Genomic DNA, 19,317 nt, shown 5'->3' on the forward strand with positions numbered 1-19,317 from the left:
TCAAAGGCTCAGTAGAGGGCCATGCCGCCTGGCCCGGCTGTGAATCCGGCGCCGGCCATGGCCATACCCACCGGTTCCCGCATGGTGAGGGGCCGGCCATTGGCATCACTGAAGAGAATGCGTCCCTGCCCGCCCCGTCTCAGCCATGAGGCCAGCTGGGCGAAGGCGGCCTCCAGCAATCCACGGTCGGGCTTACCGAAGACCAGCAGATGATGCCCCTTGGGCGCCGCATAGACCAGGGCGCGGCCATGATTCTGCACCAGGAGGTTCCCTATCCGCCGAATGGGCCGTCCGCCGCCATCCCCTGATGTGGTCGGCCAGGCAAGAGCCGTGCCATAGAGGTTGGCGGGATCGGTCACGTCCATGACCACGGGTTCGGCAGGTCGCTGCCCCGATCCGCCTTCGCCATCGCTTTTGCGCTCATCCTCTTGGAAGTCCCTGAGCTGGTCGATCACCTCTCTGGGGGCGAACTGGGCGCCGCCGAAGCCGTCGACGATGACCCCTCGCGTCAGCCGGCTGGCCTCCTCCATGCGCCTGCAGACCTGATAGAGGGCCGAGAATCCGCCGGGCAGGGACCGCACCTCAGGCAGCACCGGAGCCAGGAGCCCATAGCGGTCCAGGATGGCCTGCTCCTCGTGGACCAGGCTGACGGTCCGCTGGCGGTAACCGTCCTGGCTGCCTCTCGATTTGTCGATTGGACCGGGCATGCCCATCCCCGCTGCAACTGCTGCTGCTCCGCGCTCATCCGCAACCAGGGTCCAGAATCCCTCCGTCGCCGCTGACAAGGCAGATGAGCCGGCCGCCCGCGTCAAAGCCGCGCGTCCCAAGGACCTGCCGCGCCCACGCAGACCATGGGGCAAACGGCGGACCCTCCCCGAGGGCTGCGGCCCTGATCCCCGGACCAGCCGCCGAACAGGAGCCAGGGAGGCGTTGGTGACCAGCCCACGCCTGACCAGGTCCCAGAGCGAACGGGCCAGGGCCTCCTGGTCGGGGGCCTTAGAATCAGGGGACTCCATGCCATCCCCGCCCCGGCTGGCGCAGGCGCGCAGAAGGCGATCGAAGCGGTAGGCTCCCCCATCGGCCAGCACACCCAGCAGGACCTTTTCCAGATCGCCCGCGTTGCTCGGGTGGCTCGGGTTGCCGGTCCCATTTGTGGCTGACGGAGAACCGGCGGACTGTGCTGGAAGCTCCTCATCCAGGTCCTCGGCCAGGTAGAAGGTCATGGCGCCCAGCGGGCTCTCCCCCTGGTCGGACCCCACCCAGACCACCTGGCCCGAGGCCAGCAGATCGTCCATCAATGCGGGACCGTAATCACGCACCCTGGCCGGGAAGATGGCCGACTCCCAGAGTTCAGGCGGCAGAGCCAGCCCCTCCAGCTGCCCGACTACCTCCAGCAGTCCTTCGGCGCCCAACAAGGGCTCCTGGCCCAGGGGTGCCAGACCCTGCCGGTGAAGAAGAAAATCGCTGTAGACATGGCCGGGGACGGGACTGGCGGCCTTGCTGGCCTTGGCCAGGGACCGCGAGCGCAGCCGGCGGAAGACCTCGGGATCCAGCCACCCTCGGCGGGGTTGACCCCCCTCCCATCCAGGCTCGCCGTAGGCACGCAGGTCGGGCCGGGGGAAGACCCCGGTCATGAGCATTTCGCGAGCGGCCAGGGAACGCAACCTGTCTTCCAAGAGAGCGCTGCCCAGGCCCAGGTGGCCGGCCAGATCCTGGTTGGTGAATGGCCCATGGACTGCGGCGTATTGCCTGACCAGCTGGTCGAAGTCCTCGCTGTCTGATTCTGATTCCTTTGTCGGCTGGGCGGATGGCTGGATGATGCCAGGGCCCAGAACCGCCGTCAGCCGCCCTGCCTGACCGGCCCATACCCAGCAGTCGCGAGCGCCTAACCTGACCGGAACCACCCTGGACTGGGTCCGCAGCTCCTCCAGCATGGCCCGGACCTGTGCCTGCGTCACCGGTTCGTCCTCCTGCCCGCGCATGCGCCGGCGAATCCCGGCCAGATCCATAGGGCCCAGGGTGCGCAGCAGGTCGGCCAGCCCCTCGGCCCCCCTGGCCCGGGTCCTGGGCGAAAGCCGCTGCAGATCAGCGGCCACCTGGTCGACGGTCTCCTGGTCCAGGAGGTCAGCCATGTCCACCTGGCCGACCATCTGCTCCAGCAGATCGGAGTCGATGGCCAGCATGGCGGCGTCGCGCTCGGCCTTGGGCATGTCGTACTGGTACATGAAGGTCCCCAGGTAGCCGAAGAGCAGCCCCGAGGCCATGGGCGAGGGGGTCCGGGTAAAGGCCGGGACCAGACGGGCGCTCCCCTGCTCCAGATCGGCCATGAGCTCGCGCAGGGCAGGCATGTCGTAGACGTCCTGGAGGCACTCGCGCATGGTCTCCAGAACCAGGGGGAAGTCATCCTCTTTCAGGGCCGCGTCCAGCAGACGGGAGGCTCGAAGACGCTGCTGCCAAAGCGGCACCCTGCGGCCGGGCTCCATCCTGGGCATGTAGAGCGAGCGGGCTGCGCACTGGCGGAAGCGGGCCTGGAAGAGCGCCGAGCCGACCAGATGACGTCGGACCTCGCGCTCCACCTGATCGGGGGTGAATCCGAATATTCGCTGGTCTTCCAGGAAGGCATCTGTGCCCGGGATCTGCACGACGATGCCGTCCTCCCCCGCCCAGACGGATCCGTCGTATCCGCGCTCGCGGGAGAGCCGGGCAGTGATGGCCAGGGCCCAGGGCTCGTTGACCCTGCGGCCGTATGGCGAATGGAGGATCAGCCTCAGATCGCCCTCCTCGTTGGGGCAGCGCTCGACCACCAGGTGACGGTCGTCGGGCACCCGGCCGGTGGAGGCCTGCTGCTCGGCCAGAAAGGCGGCCAGATTGTTGATGGCAGGACGGTCCAGGCCGTCCTCCAGCAGACGAGAACAGACGGGTTGGGTGAAGCCCGGCCGACCGGAGGCAGTCTGGACCGCCGGTATCAGGCCCTGGGACAGTTCCCTGGCCAGCCTGCCCAGACGACGGCCGAATGCGGGGTCACGGCCGGTGCCCTCCCCGTGCCAGAAGGGCAGTCTGGCGGAGCGTCCCGGAGCGGGTACCACCACCACACGGTCGCGGGTGATCTGCTGGATTTTCCAGGAGGTGGTGCCCAGGGTGATCACGTCCCCCTTGCGGGACTCGTAGACCATCTCTTCGTCCAGTTCCCCCACTCGGCGGGGCTTGCCGCCGGCGGCCTCGGAGGGCATGATCACACTGTAGGAGCCGCGGTCGGGAATGGTGCCTCCGGAGGTCACCGCCAGTCGTTGTGCGCCGGGTCGGGCCGTCAGGGTTCCGGTCTGGCGGTCCCAGACCAGGATGGGACGGAAGGCGGTGAAATCCTGGGAGGTGTAGGCGCCGCTGAGCATGCCCAGCACCGCCCGGTAGACCTGCTGGTCCAGATGGGCGAAGGGCGCGGCCCGTCTGACCGTGGCCAGCCAGTCCTGCTCCCTGAGCGGTCCCATGGCGGCCGCGGCCACCGTCTGCTGGGCCAGAACATCCAAGGGGCTGCTGGGCATGATGGTGGGCTCGATGTCGCCCTGGGCCATGCTCTCCATGCTGGCCGTGCACTCCAGGATCTGCTCGCGGGTCAGGGGGAAAAGCCTGGCTTGGGATACTCGACCGACCTGGTGATCGGCCCGGCCCACCCGCTGCAGTCCCGAGGCGGTCGACAGCGGGGCGTTGACCTGGATGACCAGATCGACCGAGCCCATATCGATGCCCAGCTCCAGGCTGGAGGTGGCCACCACACAGCGCAGTCTGCCGGCCTTGAGGTCATCCTCCACCTGGCGCCGGCGTTCCTTGGACACCGACCCATGGTGGGCCATGGCAATGGGTTGGTCGACGCTCTGGCCGGAAGTCCTCTCGGAAGTGGAACCGGTGGCCGAATCGTAGTGGGCCGGTTCCCTGGGCTCATCTGTTTCATCGGATAAACCTGGCCGGTCGTGGCCGGACGCCTGCATATCTGACTGGTGCAGGTCATTCAGCCGGGCGGTCAGGCGTTCGGCGAGTCCTCGGGAATTGACGAAGACCAGGGTGGTGCGGTGGGACAGGACCTGGTCCAAGATGGCCCGCTCGACGGCAGACCAAATGGATCCGCTTCTTTGGTCCTCCTCCTGCCCTTCCTGGCCGGACTCGCCGGGAGGCGCAGCCAGATCGCTCATGTCCTCCAGGGGCTCGATCAGCCGCAAGTCCATGGCCGTGGACGACTTGGGCTGGATCAGGCTGACCGGACGGCTTCCGCCCAGAAAATGGGCCACCTGTTCGGGCGGGCGGACCGTCGCCGAAAGGCCGATCCGCTGCACTGGCCGTCCGGCCAGGTCGTCCAGCCGCTCCAGGCTCAGCGCCAGATGAGCCCCGCGCTTGTTACCCGCCAAAACGTGGATTTCGTCCACAATAACGGTCTGCACGTTCTTCAGCGTGCTGGCCGTCTTGGAAGTCAGCATTAGGTAGAGCGATTCGGGGGTTGTGACTAGAATATCCGGCGGATGGGCGGCCAGGGCCCTGCGGCCGCGGGCATCGGTGTCCCCAGTACGGATGCCCGTCCGGACCTTGGGCGCTTTGCGTCCCTGCCGTACAAAGCGCTCGGCGATGCCTTCCAGCGGAGCCTGCAGGTTGCGGGCCACATCCGTCCCCAGGGCCTTCATGGGCGAAATATAGAGTACGGCGACCCCAGGTTTCCGGGGACTCCGAGGTCTAGTCATGAGCTCGTCAATGGCCCAAAGAAAGGCAGCCAAGGTCTTGCCTGAGCCAGTAGGCGAAATGATCAACGCATCGCACCCTGAGCGGATGGCCGGCCAGGCTTGGACCTGGGTCGGCGTGGGCCCGTCGGGAAAGGCCTGGCGAAACCAGTCGGCCGTCTGCGGGGAGAAACTAGCCAAGGGATCACCCATATGCGTCACACTCCTCTCCCCCGCCATTTTGGGATCTTCTGAAGGTTGATCAGGTGTCGATCTTGCTCCGATCGAAGTCGTCGGCATTGTCCACGATGAACTGCTTGCGAGGCGGCACGTCGTCGCCCATGAGCAGGGGGAAGATGCCTGCCGCCTGTGCTGCATCCTCCATGCGGATGCGGCGCAGCATGCGGGTCCTGGGATCCATGGTAGTGTCGGCCAGCTGGTCGGCATCCATCTCGCCCAAACCCTTATAGCGCTGGACATCGGGATTGTAGTCGATGTGCTTGGCCTGCAGATCGGCCAGCTTGCCCTCCAGCTCATCATCTGAATAGGTGTAGATGAACTTCCCTTTGTTCTTGCCTGCAAGCGCGATTCGGTGCAGGGGTGGCACGGCAGCGTAGACTCGCCCGTTCTCAATCAGTGGACGCATATATCGGTAGAAGAGGGTCAGCAGCAGGATGCGGATATGGGCGCCATCCACGTCGGCATCGGTCATCATGATGACCTTGTTGTAGCGGGCCTGGTCAATGTCAAAGCTGGCTCCCGAGCCCGCGCCGACCACCTGGATGATGGAGGCGCACTCCTTATTGGTCAGCATCTGGGACAGGGAGGCCTTCTGCACATTGAGGATCTTGCCACGGATGGGCAGCAGGGCCTGGAACATGGAGTTTCGGGCTGCCTTAGCCGTGCCAAGAGCGGAGTCGCCCTCGACGATGAACAGCTCGGCGATATCGTCATTGCCGGGCATGGAGTCCGAGAGCTTGGAGGGCATAGAGGCCGATTCCAGGGCATTCTTGCGCCTGGTGACCTCCTTGGTCTTGCGCGCCTGGACCCGGGCGTGCATCTCGCCGACGATTTTCTCCAGAACCTGACCGGACTGCTCCTTGAAGCCTCGCTTGGTTCCACTGATCATCTGGCCAAACTGGTCGTCAGTCATCCGGGTCACGATGGGCTTGACCTGTGCCGTACCCAGCACGTCCTTGGTCTGGCCCTGGAACTGCGGCTCGGCGATGCGTACAGTGACCACTGCCACCAGCCCGGCCAGGACGTCGTCGCGCTCCACCTTGGTGTGGGAATCTTTCAAGTTGACCTTGAGACGGCGCGCGTTGGCCTCCACGGCCTTGCGCACCTGGCGGGTCATGGCGTTCATGAACCCGTCTACGTGCATGCCCCCGCCAGGCGTCTCCACCACATTGACGAAGCTGCGGACGACCGAATCGTAGTCATTGACCCAGCGCAGGGCGATATCCACCCCGCAGACACGTTTCACCTGCTCGGCGTGCAGCTCGCCATCGGGGCCCACCCGCTGGGTCTCCTCCTGGTAGGTATCCTGGCCGCTGATCCGCCAGATGTCGCTGACCGGCTCGCCCTTGGACAGGAAGTCCACGAAGTCCTTCACACCGCCAGTGTGCAGGAACTCCTCCACCCGCTGATGGCCGGATTCATCCTCTGTCTTCAGCATGGCCCGATCGGCCCGCTCGGTGGCCGAAAAGACAGTATCAACCTCGTCAGCCACCTGATCCGATCTGTCGGAATCGGAGCCATCGGAATATCCGTCCAGGGCCTGAGCCTCATCCGTCTGCGCGTCTTCGACACGTTCGTCTTCGACACGTTCATCTTCGGCGCCTTCTTCAGAGATGTCGCCGCTGTCAGACGATTCACGAAGGTTTTCCTGAACGGTCTGAACGTCCCGATCTTCCGGCTTCGCAGCCGGTTCGCCGTCAACCTCCAGGCGCAGGTCCTGTTCAGCGCTTCCCGTGGCAGGAATGCGTTCGTCAACAACGCTGATCTTGAGACCGGGCACCAGGAAACTGGTCTGACGAACCCGGTCGATCAGCTGGCTGTAGCTGAATCTGGCCGTGGGGTTGAAGATCTCGGGGTCGGCCCAGTAGCGCACCCTGGTGCCGGTCCGGGACTTGGGCACACTGCCCACCACCTCCAGGGGGGTAGGCCGGTTCTTCCTGGTGCGTTTGAAGGGCGAATCAGGAGAGGGATGCTCTGGATCAGGGTCCTGGTAGGTACCGGGGTGGCCCTGATGGAACCGCATACGGTGGGTCTTGCCGTCCCGATCCACCTCCACATCCAGTCGGGAGCTCAGAGCGTTGACGACCGAAGAGCCCACTCCGTGCAGGCCGCCTACAGCCGTATATGAAGAGTTGCCGAACTTGGCGCCGGCATGAAGCTTGGTCAGGACCACTTCCACGCCGGTCAACCCCGTCCGAGGCTCAATATCGACGGGAATGCCTCGGCCGTTGTCGTCCACCTCGATGGACCCGTCCCGGTGCAGGATGACCTTGATGTGGTCGCACTGGCCTGCCAGGGCCTCATCCACTGCGTTGTCGATGATCTCCCAAAGGCAGTGCATGAGCCCCTGGCTGTCCGTGGTTCCGATGTACATGCCTGGACGCTTGCGCACTGCGTCCAGGCCATCCAGAACCGTCAGACTTCCGGCACCATAGGACTTTCCCGTATCAGCCTTTTTCGCCACCATTTACCTCGCCGTTCACCTCATGGCGCCCAGGGGAACATGGCCCCCACTTGGGCAGTCGCTAACGCACCGATGACCATTTCTAGCAAGGAGGTCTCGACAGCATCTGAACTTCCCCGCCGGGTGCAGAAGTCACTGATCGAGGAAGTCACGCAGGGTCTGCGAGCGCGAAGGATGCCGCAGCTTGGACATGGTCTTGGACTCAATCTGCCGGATGCGTTCACGGGTGACTCCGTAGACGCGCCCGATGTCGTCCAGGGTCTTGGGCTGCCCATCCTCCAGGCCGTAGCGCATCTTGATGACGCCGGCCTCGCGGGGGCTCAGGGTCTCAAGAACCTGCTGGAACTGCTCCTGCAGCAGGGAGAAGGCCACAGCATCCGAGGGGGCGATGGCATCGGTATCTTCGATCAGGTCACCGAACTCCGAGTCGCCGTCTTCTCCCAGAGGGGTATGCAGGGATATGGGCTCGCGCCCGTACTTCTGGACCTCCTGGACCTTCTCAACAGGCATATCCAGCTCCCGGGCCAGCTCGTCAGGCGTGGGCTCGCGGCCCAGGTCCTGCAACATCTGGCGCTGGACGCGGGAAAGCTTGTTGATGACCTCGACCATATGGACGGGCACGCGGATGGTGCGGGCCTGGTCGGCCATGGCGCGGGTGATGGCCTGGCGGATCCACCAGGTGGCATAAGTGGAGAACTTGTAGCCCTTGGTGTAGTCGAACTTCTCCACGGCGCGGATCAGCCCCAGATTGCCTTCCTGGATCAGATCGAGGAAGAGCATGCCCCTGCCGGTGTAGCGCTTGGCAAGGGATACCACCAGTCGCAGGTTGGCCTCCAGCAGGTGGTCCTTGGCCTTCTTCCCATCGTTGGCGGCCCACTTGAGCTCGCGGCGACGCTTGAAGTCCATGCCCTCGCCCTCGGTGTCCAGCAGATGCTGGGCGTAGAGACCGGCCTCAATGCGCTCGGAGAGATCCACCTCCTGCTCGGCGTTCAGCAGGCTGACGCGACCGATCTGCTTGAGGTAGTCCTTGACTGGGTCAGCAGTTGCGCCGGCGGTGACCACACGACGCTTAGGGTTGCCTGAAGGGGTGACATTCTCATCGTCATCGGAGTCGTCAACGACAAAGGCACCCTTGACCTTGGCGGCGAGGGCATGGGCGGCCTTGCGGTCCTCCTCGGCCTCGTCATGAACCTGGGAGGCCTCGTCCTCCTCCTGATCGTCCTCGTCGGGCTCGTCCTCCAGCTGATCCTCGCTCTTGTCCAGCTGGTCGTCGTCCTCCTGATCCTCGAGCAGATCCTCGTCAGGCTCTTGCTCCTCCTGCTGGAGGATGGGCTCCTCTTCGACCTTCTTCTTGGTTTTAGCGGCTGGGCGATGGTTCGTCTTGGCCGTCGAAGCGCTGGCAGTGGCGGTCTTGCGGGGTGTGGTTTTGCGAGCTGTGGTCTTGCGGGACGCCTTGCTGCTGGTCTTGGACCTGGTTGCGGTCTTGGTCTTGCCGGCGTTTGAACTTTTCCGGCCCTTTCCGGTATCCACTGCGGCTGTCTTGGCTGACTTGGTGTCCTTCGTGGCCAAATTCTCCTCCTGGATCATCCCACCCGCCGACACTGCTTTTAAGGCACAGCTATGGCAAGGTCAAATCGTAGACTCACTAAGTGAACCACCCCAGGGGGACGATTATTCCCGATTCAGCTTGATTGTCTCCAAGCCGGGACGATGCCGCGACCGATCAAGGCCAGAACGATGGCCGCCAGGCTGCATGAGCGGTCGTCGGCCAGAGCTTCCTCTGCAAGCCCGGATGCGCGGGATCCCCCACTCCACCAGTCGACATAGGCCGCGACGGCCAGTGGCTGGGCCCGGAACCCCAGCGGAACCTGATCTGCCATGGCTTGAAGCATGGCAAGCCCAGCCCGGCAACGGGTATGATCCGGCTGCGCCGAAGGATCCTTGAAGACCGCATCCAGAATGCTGCAGAGCGCCGTCACATTGGACGGCTCGTTGGGGCGAACGCACAGGTCCAGCAGCCGGTGGCTGTCCAGACCAGGCTCAGGCGCCAGGATGGACAGAATAAGCCCGTCACGTATAGCCAGGGTCTCATTGATGGCCACGGCCAGACGGTCCGCCGAGCCGGAATCCAAATGCGGATTGGCCTGCTGTACATTCAGACCACCAGTCCAGTCAGTCAGGGGCTGGCTCAGCCATCGCCTGTCAGCATCTTGAACGCCCCATCGTCGTCGACCTTCACGGTAGTTCTCGACCAGTCGTTTCATACCGTCTTCGTGTGCATGGTTCATGCCGTCATCGCCTTCCATCCGCTCCCGGTCTATGGGCCTGCCCGATCAGTCGGACCGAGCCGGTGAGCCTTGGCACCATCCTGATCCAGTCGGAACCGTTAGGAAGGCCGCAGCCAGTCATGTGGTCAAGTGGATCACCCAATCCACCAAGGTCCTTGCAGCCTGACCGCTGGGCAGATATGCGGATAGGCTCTAAGGCATGAAGAGCGTGACTGCAGCACAGGTCGAACAACGCATGGAAGAACTGCTCCAGCACCATTGCGACCACCTGACTGCTTCAGAGCCCGGACTGGACTATCCCCTCAATCAGGACCCCTCCAAGGAGGCTTTGCAAGAGGTCATCCTCCAGGCGATCGAGGCCGGCCGCGGCGGCAAGCGGCTGCGCGCTCTCCTGCTCTGCGACGTCTGGCAGGCTCTGGATTTCGAGCAGAATCCGGACCGTGAACAAGCGGTAGTGGACCTTGCCTGCGCCTTGGAGGTCTATCAGACCAGCGCACTGGTTCACGACGACATCATCGACGGCTCCCCGCGCCGTCGGGGTCGCCCTGCCGCCCATCTGGCCCTGAGCCGGCCTGTTGATGGAAACGATCCGAGCGACCGGGTCTCAGCCCGCCCCGATGTCCGTGGCACCGGACTGGGCATCCTCCTGGGCGATCTGCTGGCATCGTTGAGTACAGACATGGCCCTCCAGGCGGCTGCCGACCTTCCTCATGGGCCGGCCATCGGCAGGGTCTTTCAAGCCATGCAGACGGCCGTGGTCACAGGCCAGATCCTGGACATAGGTATGGAAGAAGCCACGCTGAACAATCCGGAACGCCTGCGCTGCCAGGCTCTGCGCACCATGGCATGGAAGACCGCCTCATACACCACACTGGCCCCCCTGGCTCTGGGCCTGCTGGTCGCAGGGGCAGATCTGGAAAGACACAAGAAGTCAGTGCGCGCCCTAGGTTTGGATCTGGGGCTGGCCTTCCAGCTGGGGGATGATCTGCTGGATGTCACAGGCGACGACCGCCACACAGGCAAACCTGTGGGCGGCGATATCCGCGAGGGCAAGCGAACCGTCCTCCTAGCCGACACTCTGGCCTTGGCTGATCCAGATCAAACCAGGCAGATCCGCCGACTGTACAGTTACCCCTCCCAACGCCGTAAGAATGCCCAGGTGAATATGGTCCGTGACCTGATGCAGTCCTGCGGCGCCGTAGAGGCCAGTCGCCAACGCATTGCCGATTTATCCTCCCGAGCCCGAGCTCAAGCCCAGGCCCTGGCCGATGACCTGCATCTGCCCATAAGGGGCCAAATCATCTTCATGAACGCCTGCCAGCGCTTCCTGCCGCTTGCCACCACTGCCGGGTATCATGAACGTATATCTTCCATTGATGCCGAGGCCGGTCAGGCCTCCGAGGTACAGAGGGCCGGACAAGACGAGCATGAGTGAAGCAGACGAGAGGACCAGCGACCGAATCATCGACGGGCGCTACCGCATTCTGCGCGAGATCGCGCAAGGCGGCATGGCCACAGTCTACGAAGCCCTGGACCAGCGGCTGTCCAGGCATGTGGCGGTCAAGATCATGCACACCATGCTGGCCCAGGGGCCGCACAGGGCCCAGTTCGAGGAGCGCTTCCGCCGGGAGGCCAGATCTGCGGCCGCCATCGCCAACCCTCACATCGTTCAGGTCTACGATACTGGCGTCGACCGTGGACTGGACTACCTGGTCATGGAGTATGTGCACGGCATCAGCCTGCGGCGGGACATGGCCCGTCAGGGCGTCTATCCCTTAAAGGAGACCCTGCGCATCGTGGGCGAAATCCTGGACGGCCTGGCCTCCGCACATAGAGCCGGTGTCATCCACCGTGACATCAAGCCGGAAAACATCCTCATCAATGACCGCGGCCACGTGGAGATCACCGACTTCGGCCTGGCCCGCGCTGCTGCTCAGGCCACCCTCTCTTCGACGGGCATGCTCATGGGCACAGCCGCCTACCTGGCTCCCGAAACCATCGAAAACAATGATGCCTCCCCCCAAAGCGACCTCTACGCCGTGGGCATCATCGCCTACGAGATGCTGACGGGCACAGTCCCCTTCGCCAGCGACAACCCGGTGACTATCGTTTTCAAGCATGTCCATGAGGACGTCCCCTCCCTGACCAGAGTCTGTCCCGGAATCGACCCATCCGTGGCCGCCTTGATCTCCGGGCTGACCGACCGCTCCGCTGAGCATCGCCCGGAGGACGCAGGCAAGGCCTTGGAGAGCCTTAAGAAGGTGGTCAGGGGACTGGACAGACAGGCCATGGACTACGTGCTGCCCGCAACGGCTGCAGCGGACGCAGCAAGCGGACAGCCTGAGTCCGCCGTGGCCGGAACCCCTGGATACAGCTCTGGGATAGCCAAATCGTCAATGCAAGCGGCTACAGCACCAAGCAACAATGCCGAACAGGCAGCCTCGGAGACGGTTGCTGCAGCAACCGACCCTGAGAATTCAGACACGCTCCTGGCTGTCCCAGCCCCGCCAGAAACCGATGCGAATCCAGCGACCAGACGCTATCGGCTCAACGACGTGGACCCTCCCTCCAGAGCCGAAACCACAACCGTCCTGCAGCCTCAGGAACCGGCAGCATCCCCCGGAGACACAAACATCATTCCGGCTTCTATCCAAACCATGCAGAAAGACGCTGAAGCGGCTCGACCCAAGCACCGGAATCGGGGCTTGATCATCCTTCTGGCGGCTCTTTTGATGCTGGCCCTGACCGGAGGCGGCGGCGCTTGGTGGTACTTCCTGGGTCCGGGCAGCTATTACGCTCTGCCCAAGCCGGATGACATCTCCTGCTCCGAGAACCAGGAGTGCAAGGTCATCGGCGCTGACTTCGCCACATACGCACGAACTCTCAAGGTCGCAGGCATCGATGTCAATACCGGCTACGACTTCAGCGACCAAGTGCCCAAAGGGGCCATTATGGCCGCGGAACCCAATACCGTCGGAGCCCATATCAGCAAGCGGGGCGGCAGGCTCAACCTGACCGTCTCCAAGGGAGTGCGACAGGCCACGGTGCCCAAGGACATTCTCAAGCCGAACACCTCCAATGGCAAGGATCCGCTGCAAGCTTTGAAGGCGGCAGGGTTCGACAAGATCGACCACGATTCCTCCAAGGACCAGTACTCCATGGATATACCAGAGGGTGCGGCGATTTCTGTGCAGCCGGGCCCAGGTATCAGGACCCGTCACGACACCAAGGTCAACCTGGTTCTTTCCAAAGGCCGGATGCCCGTGGCCATGCCCGATATCATCGGCAAGGCAAGGGATGATGCCAAGACGGCCCTGGAAGCCCTCCAGCTCAAGGTCAACTACAGCGAGGACTGGTCTGACACAGTGCCACGCAACCAGGTCATATCCGCCTCGCATCAGGCCCAGGAGCAGCTGCACTGGGGCGATGCGGTCGACGTAGTGATCTCCAAGGGGCCGCAATTCATCAAAGTGCCCGACGTCACGCACAAGAGCCAGGATGAGGCCACCCGAATCCTGCAGGAATACGGGCTCAAGGTCAAGATCTCCGCCCCGTTGGGGAACCTGACTCAAAGGGTGCGACTCCAAGACCCCAACCCTGAGACCTGGATAAAGGTGGTCAATGATGACGGCTCGCCGGCCGTCGTGACCCTGACCGTGGTTTGAGCACTTGAAAAATCAGTCCAGCTCTTCCTTGCTCTCATGCGCCTTGATGACCTGGGCATATACATCCACGTAGCGTTGCCTGCTCATCTCCTGGATCTCCTGCATGATCCTGTCGGTCAGGTTGCGAATTTCCTCATGGGTGAGGCTGTTGACCGGAACGTAAGGCACGGTGATGGGCTTGCCGAAGATGACCTTGGTCCTGCCCCGGTGCGGAAGCACATGACCGGGCTTCTGAAGCTCCCTGGTTCCGATGATGGCTGCGGGAACCACCGTTGTTCCTGTCTCAAAGGCAAGCCGTGCCACACCGGTGTGCCCACGGTAGAGCCTGCCATCAGGACTGCGCGTGCCCTCGGGATGGATGCCGAAGATATGCCCGTGCTCAAGGATGGAACGCGCCGTCTCCATGGCTCCCAGCGACTTGGAACCGCCTGACCTGTCAACGGGAAAGACCCCGACTGAGCTGAACCACCACTTCTTGAACTTGCCCTTTATCCCCTTGCCGTTGAAATACTCAGCCTTACCCATGAAGTGGATCATCCGAGGGCAGGTGATGGGCAGGAGGGCGTCGTCGATGACGGCCAGATGGTTGGAGGCGATGATGGCAGCCCCCTGCTTGGGGATGTTCCCCGTGCCTTCAACGGTCGGTTTGAACCAGATACGCGCCAATGGACCGAGCAGTTTGACGAAGAACCAGTACAGCACAAAGACTCCTTGGTAGCGAATGGGTTCGGCCGAGGTTACGATGGTTCTATGACCGAGCACAAGGATAACGACGCCGGGGAACAGTATAACAGTGAGGCGGGAACCGGATCCTCACAGGGGGACGGTGAGTGGGAGGACTTCCTGAACTCGCACGCTGACGAGCTCAATCCCTTGGAATCGTCCAGGACGGCCAAGGAATTCGAAAAGAAGGCTCGGAAGTCCGAGAAAAAAGCGGCGCTGAAGGCCGAGGACCTCAGGCACGACTCATTCGTCGGCGGTGCCGGACCGCGAGATTTCCAAGGCAGAAGCTGGCTGGATACCGACGAGGTCATGGACCAGTCGTCGAACTTTATTCCGCCCAACCCCGACCTGAGCGATCTGGGAAGAAGGCGGGTGGCCTTCATCATCATGACAGTGCTGGGCCTGGTATGCTTCTTCCTTACCATCTTCATGCCGCGCTGGTCCGGCTTGACCGGCCTGCTGGCAGGTCTGCTCCTGCTGATAGGCATCGCAGGACTGATCATCGACCGGAAGAACTTCCGGGATGCGTCAAGCGGCCTCTTCGAGGATGACGAGCGGCTGTACCGGCGATGATGCTGTGAGCCGCCAGAACAGGCGGGTCCCGCTGGCAGAACTATCAGCCAGGGGGGACCCGGACAGACCCAGCAACCAAGAATCTAGACTAAGACCGCACTATGTGTCCGGTCCTCTTTCCGGCAACGCGACTGCGCTTCCCGGGCTCCATGGATCCAAGCTGCAAGCAGGTCTGCAGCCCTGCCCTGGTCCACTACCTCCGTAGCCAGCTGGTAGGCCTGCGCAAATCGGACGCTCAGACCATCTTCTGGACCAGCATCGATCTGCGAGCCGTCGGCCACGATTGCCGATGCTGCATTGAGCAATGCCGTGGAACGGGAGGGGACAGCCTTTCCAGCAAGGAAATCCCTGACGACGTTGGCGTTGAAAGCGGGGTCGCCGCCGCGCAGGTCGTTCAGATCAACAGGGTCGATGCCCAGTTCACGAGTCGGATCGAAGGAGTTTTCCTCCACCTTGCCCTGGTGGATCTCCCAAATGGAAACCGGACCTGTCGGGGCCATCTCGTCAAGGCCTTCAACCGAGGTGTAGACCATGCCCTCCTGGCCGCGTGAGGCATAGACCTGGGCCATCATGGGACTCAGCTGACGCTGGGCGCATCCGATGGCCACATAGCGCGGGTTGACCGGGTTGGTCAGGGGTCCTAGAAGGTTGAAAACGGTCGGAATCCCCAGAGACGAGCGGACAGGCCCAGCAAAACGCATGGCAGGGTGAAATGTCTTGGCAAAGACGAAGGTGATGCCGTAGCGCTCTGCCATGGCAGCCACCTCATGAGGCGGCAGATCCAAAGGAAGGCCGAGCTGCTCCAGACAGTCGGCTGTACCGCTCTTGCTGGATGCGGCCCTATTGCCGTGCTTGACGATTCTGACTCCTGCCGCGGCAGCCACGATGGCGCCCATGGTCGACAGATTAACTGTTGCAGCCCCGTCACCTCCGGTGCCGACGATATCCGTCACATTACCTTTGACCTTCAGCGGGACCGCGTGGCCAACCATGGCCTTGGCTGCCCCTTCGACCTCTTGGCTGGTCAGCCCAAGGGTCGACTGCATGGACAAGGCGGCTCCCACCTGCACTGGGTCGGCATTTCCGTCCATCAGGTCGTTCATGCACCACTCGGCCTCATCCGCGCTCAGGTGTCGACCGGACACCAAGGAGTTCAGGACGGATTTCCAGCTGAGTGGCCGCATGATGACTCTTTCCTTTGAAGAAGCGGAGCCGGATGCCCCGCTGTTTGCTCTAGGTTTACTTTCCCACCTCTCCCCTAGACATGGTTCTCCCATATTCTGGTCACACAGCTACCAACATATGAAAATAAGGAATCCAAAATATGGAAACGGCCACCGCTCTTGTGAGCGATGACCGTCGATGAGGTTGACAGCCGTGTTTGCGAAGCCTTGCCGCTGAACCCCTCGCTAGCCTTTAGGCTTTTTTGCGATTACGCGAACTCATTATTTCTTCTCGTTCTGCCCGTGACACATCTTGTACTTGCGTCCAGAACCGCAGGGGCAGGGGGCGTTGCGTGGAGTTCCAGGGAAAGTACGGCCATCGGCCCAGGGGGAATGGTCCTCTTCGGCCTTGGGCCTCTTGTTGGCCGGAACCTTCCCCTCGGCATGGCTGATGGGCGCAGGACCGACAGGGGCCGGAGCAGCTGCATTGTCAACAGCTTCTCGATCCTCTGAGGACTCGCTCAAGCCCTCTTCTGCGTCAGCAGCATCGTCAGCAGCATTCTCGTCAGAATCCTCCTGGACACTGCCCGCTGGAGCTTCATCATCACGTTCCTGGGCCGTTTCGTCGATGTCTGTGGTCTCGTCCTCAGCATCGGGCTCCTCAGGTGCCTGGTAGCTGACCGGCTCGGACTGATTTGCCTCGCGCTCCTCGCGGGCACGCCGCTCGTTCTCCTGGCTGGCCGCGATCTGCTTGAGATCCACGTTGAAGAGCAGCTGTACAGTCTGCTCCTTGATGGCATCAATCATGGAGTTGTACATCTGGTAGCCTTCGCGCTGGTACTCGACCAGGGGATCACGCTGACCCATGCCGCGCAGACCAATGCCATCCTTGAGGTAGTCCATCTCGTACAGGTGCTCACGCCATTTGCTGTCCAGGACGGAAAGGACCACCTGACGCTCCAGTTGCCTGGAGCCCTTCTCCCCCAGTTCATCCTCCCGATCCTGGTAGATGGACTCAGCATCCTCCACAACCTTGTCAGACAGGGCCTTGACGGCCTTGTCGCCCTTCAGACCCTCCAGGGAGTCCATGGTCTCATCCTGGTCAAGACTAATCGGATAGACGGAGGCCAGAGCCTTCCAGAGCCCGTCGGCATCCCAATCCTGAGGCTTGTCCGAGCCATTCTGCGCACCCTGGATGTATGAGGTCACGGTCTCGCGGATGAAGCGAAGGATGTCCTGGTGAATATCCTCGCCCTTGAGCACGGCCTGACGCTCGCCATAGATGACCTGGCGTTGCTTGTTCATCACGTCGTCGTACTTGAGCACGTTCTTGCGGATCTCATAGTTGCGGGATTCGACGGACTTCTGTGCGTTGCGCACGCCCTTGGAGACGCTCTTGGTGCCGATGGGCTGACCCTCGGGCAGGCTCTTTGAGGACATGATCCGAGCCACCAGCTGGGTATTGAAGAGGCGCATGAGGTCGTCCTCCAGGCTCAGGTAGAACCTGGACTCGCCAGGATCGCCCTGACGACCGGAACGGCCACGCAGCTGGTTGTCGATGCGGCGGGACTCATGTCGCTCGGTTCCCAGCACATAGAGACCGCCCAGCTTGACGACCTCCTCATGTTCGTCCTTGACCTGTTCCTTGACGGAATCCAGCATCTTGGGCCAGCGCTTCTCGTATTCATCAGGGGTGTCATCGGGCGAATAGCCCTGCTCCTTGAGCTTCTGATCGGCGAGGAATTCAACGTTCCCGCCCAGCATGATGTCGGTTCCGCGTCCGGCCATATTGGTAGCCACAGTCACTGCGCCCTTGCGCCCAGCCACAGCCACGACCGCAGCCTCGCGCGCATGCTGCTTGGCATTGAGGACCTGATGGTCGATGCCAGCCACGTCCAGCAGGGAGGAGACCACCTCGGAGGACTCCACGGAAGCAGTGCCCAGCAGGATGGGCTGGCCCTGGGCGTGCCGCTTAGCCACATCCCGGACGATGGCGGCCAGCTTCTCTTTCTTGGATCGGTAAATCAGATCGTCCTGGTCCTTGCGGATCATAGGCTTGTTGGTGGGGATGGGCAGCACACCCAGCTTGTAGGTGTTCATGAACTCAGCAGCCTCGGTCTCGGCCGTGCCCGTCATGCCTGCCAGCTTGTCATACATGCGGAAGTAGTTCTGCAAGGTGATGGTGGCGAAGGTCTGGTTCTCGGCCTTGACCTCCACACCCTCCTTGGCCTCGATGGCCTGGTGGAGACCCTCGTTGTAGCGACGCCCCTTGAGCAGACGGCCGGTGTGCTCGTCCACGATCAGGACTTCGCCGTTCTGGACCACATAGTCGCGGTCGCGCAGGAAGAGCTCCTTGGCCTTGATGGCGTTGTTCAGGTACCCGATCAGGGCGGTGTTGGCGGGCTCGTAGAGGTTGTCAATACCCAGGTAATCCTCCACCTTGGTGATGCCAGGATCCAGGATGCCGACGACTTTCTTCTTCTCGTCGACCTCGTAATCCTCATCCCTGGTGAGCTTGGGGACCAGCTTGGCGAACTGCCGGTACCATCGGGTCACGTCGCCCTCGGCCGGGCCGGAAATAATCAGAGGAGTTCGTGCCTCATCGATCAGGATGGAGTCCACCTCGTCCACGATGGCGAAGTGGTGTCCGCGCTGCACAAGCTCGTCCTTGTCCCAGGCCATGTTGTCGCGCAGATAGTCAAAGCCAAATTCGTTGTTGGTGCCGTAGGTGATATCCGCCTGGTACTGCTTGCGACGCTCAGCGGGACGCTGGTCGGTGATGATGCATCCCACGCTCATGCCGAGGAAGCGGAAGATGCGGCCCATGAGCTCGCTCTGGTAGGAGGCCAGGTAGTCGTTGACCGTGACCACGTGCACGCCCTTGCCCTCCAAAGCATTCAGATAGCTCGGCAGGGTAGCCACCAGGGTCTTGCCCTCGCCGGTCTTCATCTCCGCGATGTTGCCCCAGTGCAGGGCTGCGCCGCCCATCAACTGGACATCGAAATGCCGCTGGCCCAGAGTGCGCTTGGAAACTTCGCGGACCGTGGCAAAGGCTTCGGGCATCAGGGAATCGAGGGATTCGCCGTTCTCCAGTCGTTGCTTGAACTTAGGCGTCTGCGCCTTGAGCTCTTCATCGCTCATGGCCGAGATTTGATCCTCGAAGGCGTTGGTCGCCTTGGCCACCCCCTGAAGCTTGCGAATCTGACGACCCTCGCCCATACGGAGGACCTTGTCCAAGACTGCTACCACGTTGCGCTCCCTACCGTTTTTTTATGGCCTTCGCACGCCCTCAGCTGACGTAGGCCCAGACCTTGATTATCTTACGCGAATGCACCGATTTTCTCGAAACCGATTGTTCCACAAACCCAGCTGATCAACACCCGACCAATCAAAGCTCCGCTTGGACAGGCACCAATCGACACTGGAGATGGGGCCTTCCCGCCTTTCCTGGACTCACATAACTGCGACCTTGCCAGCCGAACCAGGCATTGAAGAAGGGCG

9 protein-coding genes and 2 pseudogenes are annotated in these 19,317 nt (G+C 62.4%); 3 read left to right on the top strand and 8 right to left on the bottom strand.

The genetic code is table 11. The annotated features are described in order from the left end of the window. Positions 1-8: 8 nt before the first annotated feature. From ACGG9J_RS01925 to ACGG9J_RS01940, 4 genes are all read right to left on the bottom strand, one after another. Positions 9-4,913, bottom strand: coding sequence for an ATP-dependent helicase (locus ACGG9J_RS01925; RefSeq protein ID WP_390133116.1), 4,905 nt, complete (start codon positions 4,911-4,913; stop codon positions 9-11). A gap of 49 nt (positions 4,914-4,962) precedes the next feature. Further along, entirely contained in the window at positions 4,963-7,407 is a 2,445-nt protein-coding gene (locus ACGG9J_RS01930) for a DNA gyrase/topoisomerase IV subunit B (RefSeq protein ID WP_390133118.1), read from the bottom strand. Between the two features lie 129 nt (positions 7,408-7,536). Further along, on the bottom strand, positions 7,537-8,991 hold the full coding sequence (locus ACGG9J_RS01935; RefSeq protein ID WP_390133120.1) for an RNA polymerase sigma factor: 1,455 nt from the start codon (positions 8,989-8,991) through the stop codon (positions 7,537-7,539). 95 nt (positions 8,992-9,086) lie between these two features. Continuing rightward, positions 9,087-9,692, bottom strand: a complete 606-nt coding sequence (locus ACGG9J_RS01940) for a DUF4192 domain-containing protein (RefSeq protein ID WP_390133122.1) — start codon at positions 9,690-9,692, stop codon at positions 9,087-9,089. 208 nt (positions 9,693-9,900) lie between these two features. Between ACGG9J_RS01940 and ACGG9J_RS01945 the strand changes: the two genes are divergently transcribed. Together ACGG9J_RS01945 and ACGG9J_RS01950 are read left to right on the top strand one after the other, a co-directional pair. Then, positions 9,901-11,127 carry a polyprenyl synthetase family protein gene (locus tag ACGG9J_RS01945; RefSeq protein ID WP_390133124.1) on the top strand — a complete coding sequence of 409 codons (1,227 nt, stop codon included), beginning with the start codon at positions 9,901-9,903 and terminating at the stop codon, positions 11,125-11,127. Further along, positions 11,120-13,357 carry a protein kinase domain-containing protein gene (locus ACGG9J_RS01950; protein WP_390133127.1) on the top strand — a complete coding sequence of 746 codons (2,238 nt, stop codon included), beginning with the start codon at positions 11,120-11,122 and terminating at the stop codon, positions 13,355-13,357. The genes ACGG9J_RS01945 and ACGG9J_RS01950 overlap by 8 nt, the downstream gene beginning before the upstream one ends. Positions 13,358-13,369: 12 nt before the next feature. On the opposite strand, the gene ACGG9J_RS01955 is transcribed toward ACGG9J_RS01950, so the two are convergent. Further along, on the bottom strand, positions 13,370-14,059 hold the full coding sequence (locus tag ACGG9J_RS01955; protein ID WP_390133129.1) for a lysophospholipid acyltransferase family protein: 690 nt from the start codon (positions 14,057-14,059) through the stop codon (positions 13,370-13,372). 48 nt (positions 14,060-14,107) lie between these two features. Here ACGG9J_RS01955 and ACGG9J_RS01960 point away from each other — a divergent pair, with 48 nt between their 5' ends. Beyond that, positions 14,108-14,653: a hypothetical protein gene (locus ACGG9J_RS01960; RefSeq protein WP_390133131.1), complete on the top strand. Its 546-nt coding sequence runs from the start codon at positions 14,108-14,110 to the stop codon at positions 14,651-14,653. A gap of 83 nt (positions 14,654-14,736) precedes the next feature. On the opposite strand, the gene trpD is transcribed toward ACGG9J_RS01960, so the two are convergent. The 3 genes and pseudogenes from trpD to secA all read right to left on the bottom strand — a co-directional run. Next, the gene (trpD, locus tag ACGG9J_RS01965; protein ID WP_390133133.1) at positions 14,737-15,837 is read right to left on the bottom strand and encodes an anthranilate phosphoribosyltransferase; all 1,101 of its coding nucleotides are present in this window, start codon (positions 15,835-15,837) and stop codon (positions 14,737-14,739) included. A 261-nt stretch (positions 15,838-16,098) separates the two neighbouring features. Continuing rightward, positions 16,099-16,281 (bottom strand): annotated as a pseudogene (locus ACGG9J_RS08340) (SEC-C metal-binding domain-containing protein); the annotation flags it as partial. 275 nt (positions 16,282-16,556) lie between these two features. Continuing rightward, positions 16,557-19,065 (bottom strand): annotated as a pseudogene (gene secA, locus ACGG9J_RS01970) (preprotein translocase subunit SecA); the annotation flags it as partial. Between the last annotated feature and the right edge of the window lie 252 nt (positions 19,066-19,317).

Source organism: Bifidobacterium apicola (assembly GCF_042846865.1).
In the GTDB taxonomy this organism is placed as follows: Bacteria; Actinomycetota; Actinomycetes; order Actinomycetales; family Bifidobacteriaceae; genus Bombiscardovia; species Bombiscardovia apicola.

Bases quoted from the DNA above. Each gene is read 5' to 3' on its own strand.
- trpD (WP_390133133.1), bottom strand. From the start codon at position 15,837: ATGCGGCCACTCAGCTGGAAATCCGTCCTGAACTCCTTGGTGTCCGGT.
- ACGG9J_RS01960 (WP_390133131.1), top strand. From the start codon at position 14,108: ATGACCGAGCACAAGGATAACGACGCCGGGGAACAGTATAACAGTGAG.
- ACGG9J_RS01950 (WP_390133127.1), top strand. From the start codon at position 11,120: ATGAGTGAAGCAGACGAGAGGACCAGCGACCGAATCATCGACGGGCGC.
- ACGG9J_RS01925 (WP_390133116.1), bottom strand. From the start codon at position 4,913: ATGGGTGATCCCTTGGCTAGTTTCTCCCCGCAGACGGCCGACTGGTTT.
- ACGG9J_RS01940 (WP_390133122.1), bottom strand. From the start codon at position 9,692: ATGAACCATGCACACGAAGACGGTATGAAACGACTGGTCGAGAACTAC.
- ACGG9J_RS01930 (WP_390133118.1), bottom strand. From the start codon at position 7,407: ATGGTGGCGAAAAAGGCTGATACGGGAAAGTCCTATGGTGCCGGAAGT.
- ACGG9J_RS01935 (WP_390133120.1), bottom strand. From the start codon at position 8,991: ATGATCCAGGAGGAGAATTTGGCCACGAAGGACACCAAGTCAGCCAAG.